The following is a 5444-nucleotide window of genomic DNA, read 5'->3' on the forward strand; positions in this document are numbered from 1 at the left end:
GTCGAGGGGGACGGACCGCGGCGCAGCCATGGGCGGACAGCCTGCTGCCGAGCCGCCGGCGGGCCCGCGCATACGGCCGGACCGCCCGAGTCGCCGGCGATGCGGTCCTACGGCGCCGCCGCCGGGCTCACGGCGCCCGACGACCGGCTGCCCGCCGGGGCGGACCGGATGGAGTCGAAGACCTGCTGCACCTGCCGCAGCGTCGGCTCGGACGGCTGCCGCAGGCAGGCCGTCATCTCGACCAGAGCTGCCCGGGCGCCGTGGTCGATGCTGCGCAGGCCGGTCAGGCTGCGGCTGCCGCCGAGCGCCGCGCAGTCCTTGTCGATCTCCGTGCCGGTGAGCCCGGGCGGGGACGCGCCGAGCTTGGCGGCTGGCCCCTGGTCGTCCACCAAGCGGAAGGTGAGGACGGCGCCGCCGGTGGGCAGCCGTACGGAGAGCGGGCATCGGGCGGGATCCGCCGTGCACGACGGTCCCGCCCCGAGTGGTTGGGTGCCGAGGTAGCCGAACCGCTCCTGAGGGTCGGTGGTCACGGCGGCCAGGGTGTGCCAGTTCGCCGGCGTATCGACGACCATCTCCGGGAACAGCGGGAAGAAGATCGCCGTCCCGGTCGAGCCGGGCGGTCTCCCCGACGGTGGTGGCGGCGACGACGGCGCCAGCACCGGCGACGGCTGGGCCGACACTGCCGGGGCCGGGGCGGACACGGATCCGGCCGGCCCCAGCCCGGCTCCCCGCACGGGTGCGGGTGCGAGTGCGGGCGCGGCGGCCAGCACGGCGGCGGTGAGGCCGACGGTCAGCCCGGCCGCGAGCCCGGCCACCCGCCGCCGGCGCCTGGCTCGGTCGACGCGGGCGAGGACGCGTTCCATCCGGTCATCCGGCGAGGTCAGGGCCGGGACGGCCTGGTGGAGCAGGATCCGCAGCTCCTCCTCGTCCTGCCCGTCGTCGGTCGGTCCGTGCGGGCCGAACAGGTCAGTTCCACTCATGAGGTCCCCCGTCCAGCAGGAGTTCGCGAGCCGGCAGCCGGCCCCGCAGAGCGGCGAGCGCCCGGTGCGTCTGGCTCTTGACGGTGCCCGTGCTGCAGCGCAGCACTTCGGCGGACGCCGAGGTCCTCGAAGAAGCGGAGCACCACCACGGCCCGCTGGCGCGGCGGCAGCGACCGCACGGCCTCGGCGACCACCTGGCCGAGCACCACCCCGTCGAACGGGTCGGTGCCCGTCGGCGGCTCCGGCAGCTCGCCGTGCGGCAGTTCCCCGGTCCACCGGCGCCGCCACCAGGAGATGTGGCAGTTCACCAGGACCTTCCGCAGGTACGCTTCGGGCCGGTTGGGGGCGATGCGCCTCCACTGGGGCCAGACCTTGGCGAGCGCCGTCTGCAGCAGGTCCTCGGCCTGGTGCGGGTCGCCGGTCAGCAGCCAGGCCACCCGCAGGAGCTTCGGCCCGCAGGCGGCGACGAACTCCTCGAAGTCCGGCGGTATCGCGTTCGTCATCCTGCCGTCCCCGCCATGGTGCCCGTGCCGTTCCCGTCTGCCGTGGCGGCCGCCCGGGCCGCTGTCTCGTTCTTCCTCTCACGGCACCTCGACGCGGTGGGAGGCGGTTCGGGTTGCCCGCCGCAGCGGGGATGCGCCGACCGTGCCGCCGAACGCCCGCTTCCGGGCTCCGCACCGGCCCTTTGCCCGTCCGTGCCGCGGATCTGGACAGCGGTGCGGGAGTCGTCCAGTCTTCACCACCATGACGTCCCCCCAGCACTCTCCCGCTGCCGCGCGCACCGCGCTCTTCGAGGCGGTCGCCGCGGTCGGCGACGAGGCCGTCGCCCTGCTCGCCGGCTGCCGCGGCGACACCCGGATTCCCGGCTCCGCGTGGACGGTCGCCGAGGCGGCCGCCCACCTGGCGATGGCCAACGAGCTGATGGCCGCACTGGCCGCCGGCGAGGAACGGCCGTACGGGGACGGCACCCCGGCGTCGCTGGCCGCGGCGAACGCGGCCTCGCTGGCCGAGCGGCCCGAGCGGGACCCGGCCGTGCTCGCGGAGGAGATCGCCCGGCAGGCACGGGAGTTCGCGGCGGCGGCCGGCCCGCGCGCGGGCACCGAGCCGGTGCTGACCCCGCTCGGCCGGATGGACCTGAACACCCTCGGCGCCTACCTGCTGACCCACATGCTGGGCCACCTCTACGACATCGCCGTCGCCCTCGGCCGGCCGCACCCGATCGACCGGCAGCGTGTCGAACTGACGATGCCGTTCCTGCGAACGGCCATGCCACGGGTGACGGACGCGCGGACCGCGGCCGGCCACAGCGCCTGCTACCGGCTGCGGGTCCGAGGCGTGGGCGGGTTCGCGGTGACCTTCACGGACGGTGCCGCCGTGGTGAGCCAGGAGCCGCCGCGCCGCCCGGACTGCACGATCCTCGTCGAGCCGGTGACGTTCCTCCTCCTCGCGCTGGGCCGCTGCACCGCCACCGGCGCCCTCGTCCGCGGCAGGGTGTTCGCCTGGGGCCGCCGACCGTGGTTGGCCCCGGCCTTCCCCGGGCTGTTCACCGCCCCCTGAGCCCCGCAAGGATGGTCGGCCGGCTCACGGGAATGCCCGCCACGTCGGTGCTGGAACATCTGCCGCACCCTCATTGTCCGCTCCGGATCACACATGATCCAAACCAGACGGAATTCCGGCGGAAGTTGATGTCTCCTGCGCCACGTCACCCATGCCGACGCCACCGAACCCGAACGGGACCTGCTGCGCCGCGGCATCGAACACGTCCGCGTCACCGCCCGGGGAGAGGCACTCTGATGCGCCTGCACACCATGACCGTCACCGCGTTCGGACCGTTCGCCCGTACCACCCAGCTGCACATCCGCAAGGAACGCAACGGTTCAACCGTCCACTCCGTGCCGGCCGACGCCTAGGCCGGACACCATCAGGTCGGCCGGCAGCGCCAGCTGAGGCGTGTGCCGTCAGGCGGGCCCCGGCGGCCGTCCCGTCCTCAAAGCCGGTCGTAGACGGCGGACAGCCGCTGCAGTACCTCGGTGGCCCGGTCGAGGGCGTCGTCGTCGTAGTCGCCCAGGTCGGTGTGCAGGGCTTCGGCCAGTGCCTGCCGGCGCTGGTCGTGCCGGGCCCGGCCGGTGTCGGTGAGGGTGACCAGGACGGAGCGCTTGTCCTCGGGCTGGCGGGTGCGGGTGACGTAGCCGGCCGCGACCAGGCCGTTGACCAGTTGGGTGGTGGCGGCGCCGGTGGTCTCGGTGCCGGAGGCGAGCTGACTGATGGTGAGGGGGCCCTGTTCGGCCAGGGTGCGCAGGGCCCGGGCATGGGTGAGGGAGAGGGCGCCCGGGGTGCGGGTGGCGCGTCCGCGCAGCCGGGCGTCGGCGGCGCTGAGGCGGTAGGCGGCGCGGGCCAGGCGGTCGAGCGCCCGGGCGCGGTCGTCGGCGGGTGGCGGCTCGGCCATGGTCGGTCCTCCTCGGCGGGTCGGCGGGTTGACAGCAGCCTAGCCTCGGTACTTAATAGCTAAGTACTTATTCATTAAGTACTTAGCTAACTTGGCTCGCAGAGGAGACCCCCATGACCACCCGTTCGACCGGCCAGAGCTGGGCCCTGGACACCGCCCTCGCCCAGGGCGGCTTCGACGCGCTGCACCCCGAAGCCGTCGGAACCATGGAACAACTGGGCCACGACCACACCGACTTCGCCAAGGTCTTCGCACTGGTCAGGAGCGGCGCGATGCTGCCCAAGGCCTGGGCGACAGTGGCCGGCCAGGCCGAGGAGCGCGCCGCCCACCACGAGCGCGGCGGTTTCGCGCAGACCGCCGCCGACCTCTACCTGAGGGCGGCGGTGATGTGGGGCAGGGCGCAGTACTCGCTCTTCGACGCGGCCGACCCGCGCAAGGCGGCCATGCGCGAACGTGCCGACCACTGCGTGGCGCGCCTGGGCGCGCTGCGCGAGGGCCGGGTGCGGCGGGTGGAGCTGGACTTCGAGGGCTCGCGGATCTTCGCCCTGCTGCACCTGCCGGCCGGCCGGGTCGAGAACGCGCCGGCCGTCATCCTCGGCCCCGGAATGGACATGATCAAGGAGGACTACATCTGGGCGGCCGAGCGCTACTACACCTCGCGCGGCATGGTCGCGCTGTCCATCGAGGGACCGGGCCAGGGCGAGAGTCGCGCCGGAGGGCTGACCGTCGACCTCGCCAACTACGAGCGCGCGATCGGCCGCTACCTCGACCACCTGGCCGCGCTCCCGGAGGTCGACGCCGACCGGATCGGCATGTTCGGCATCTCGATGAGCGGCTACTGGGGATCCCGGGCGGCCGCCACCGACCGCCGCCTGGCCGCCCTCGCCGCCTTCGAGGCCGTCACCGGCGACTTCACGACGATCTTCGAGCGCGCCCAGCCGACCTTCAAGAACAACTACATGTACATGGCCGGGTACACCGACGAAGAGGCCTTCGACCGCGACCTCGCCCACCGGATGCCGCTGGGCGACCTGGTGGCCGACATCACCTGCCCGGTGCTGTACGGGATCGGCGAGTTCGACGAGCTCACCGACCTCGGCCAGGCCCTGGAGAACTTCGAGCGCATCCGGGCGCCGAAGGAACTGCGGGTCTACGAGGACGAGTTCCACCCCCTCGGGGGAGTGGCGGCCGAGGTCTTCCGCTTCGGGGCGGAGTGGCTGGAGCGGGCCCTCGCCGGGGAGTTCGCCGACCCCGGACGGGACGTGCGCCACTATGTCCACCGCGACGGCCGCACCACCGACGGCAGCGCCGACCCCACCTGGTGGCTCGGCGCCGCCCCGACCGCCCTCGCCGACACCCGGCTCGCCGGCGCCCGCCGGCACTGAGCCCCGCGGCCGCCGCGGCGAACGCCGTCGTACCGCACGGGGTGCCGGCACGTGAATGCCGGCACCCCCGCCGCCTGCCGCCTCCCTGAAGAAGGGGCATGCCGGAGCGGCCAGCGGCCACCCGTCCGCGGCCGGTTTCCCGAAACCGGCCGGGCGCGAACGAGCGTGGGGGCTCCTGCCCGCGGGGCGGTCCGATGCTGCCCGTCCGCGTGAATGTGACTCAAGACGTGCACCGCGCTGCGCCCGCCGACCCGCGCGCTGCGCACCGAGACCGGCTGGACGTCCGGCCCGGTGGAGGGCTCCCGGCCCAAGGACGCCTTCGACCCGGCACCGCCGGAGGTCCCGGACGTGCACCCGCTCGCCCAGGACCGCGGCCCGGGGGAGGAGCCGGCGGCGCCAACCCCGGACGGCACATGAAGCCCGGCGGCCAGGCGTCCGTCGACGAGTAGCCGCCCCCCACGCGGCCCGCCGGCACCGACCGGCGGGCCGCCCACCACGACCACCGGCAGTGACCGCCGCCCCGGCGGCCGGGAAGGAACAGCGTGAGCCGCGAGCTCGACGAGGGCCTGGAGCGTGCCGAGCGCACCCGCCCGATCCCGCAGTCCGTCCAGGCCCGGATGCGCTTCCTGCTCA

General features: G+C 74.4%; 4 protein-coding genes and 1 pseudogene. 2 read left to right on the forward strand and 3 right to left on the reverse strand.

What is annotated here, in order from left to right; genetic code table 11:
* Positions 1–107 precede the first annotated feature (107 nt).
* Both ACFU7Y_RS39145 and ACFU7Y_RS39150 read right to left on the reverse strand, forming a co-directional pair.
* On the reverse strand, positions 108–980 hold the full coding sequence (locus ACFU7Y_RS39145) for a hypothetical protein (protein ID WP_380771219.1): 873 nt from the start codon (positions 978–980) through the stop codon (positions 108–110).
* Positions 967–1483, reverse strand: a pseudogene (locus ACFU7Y_RS39150) (SigE family RNA polymerase sigma factor). The gene ACFU7Y_RS39145 and the pseudogene ACFU7Y_RS39150 overlap by 14 nt, the downstream one beginning before the upstream one ends.
* 241 nt (positions 1484–1724) lie before the next feature.
* On the opposite strand from ACFU7Y_RS39150, the gene ACFU7Y_RS39155 reads away from it, so the two are divergent.
* Entirely contained in the window at positions 1725–2537 is an 813-nt protein-coding gene (locus tag ACFU7Y_RS39155) for a maleylpyruvate isomerase family mycothiol-dependent enzyme (protein WP_380771221.1), read from the forward strand.
* 430 nt (positions 2538–2967) lie between these two features.
* On the opposite strand, the gene ACFU7Y_RS39160 is transcribed toward ACFU7Y_RS39155, so the two are convergent.
* Positions 2968–3426 carry a MarR family winged helix-turn-helix transcriptional regulator gene (locus tag ACFU7Y_RS39160; RefSeq protein ID WP_380771223.1) on the reverse strand — a complete coding sequence of 153 codons (459 nt, stop codon included), beginning with the start codon at positions 3424–3426 and terminating at the stop codon, positions 2968–2970.
* Positions 3427–3539: 113 nt separating this feature from the next.
* On the opposite strand from ACFU7Y_RS39160, the gene ACFU7Y_RS39165 reads away from it, so the two are divergent.
* Entirely contained in the window at positions 3540–4811 is a 1272-nt protein-coding gene (locus ACFU7Y_RS39165) for an alpha/beta hydrolase (protein ID WP_224285403.1), read from the forward strand.
* Positions 4812–5444: the final 633 nt, after the last annotated feature.

This window comes from Kitasatospora sp. NPDC057542, from assembly GCF_042801945.1.
In the GTDB taxonomy this organism is placed as follows: domain Bacteria; phylum Actinomycetota; class Actinomycetes; order Streptomycetales; family Streptomycetaceae; genus Kitasatospora.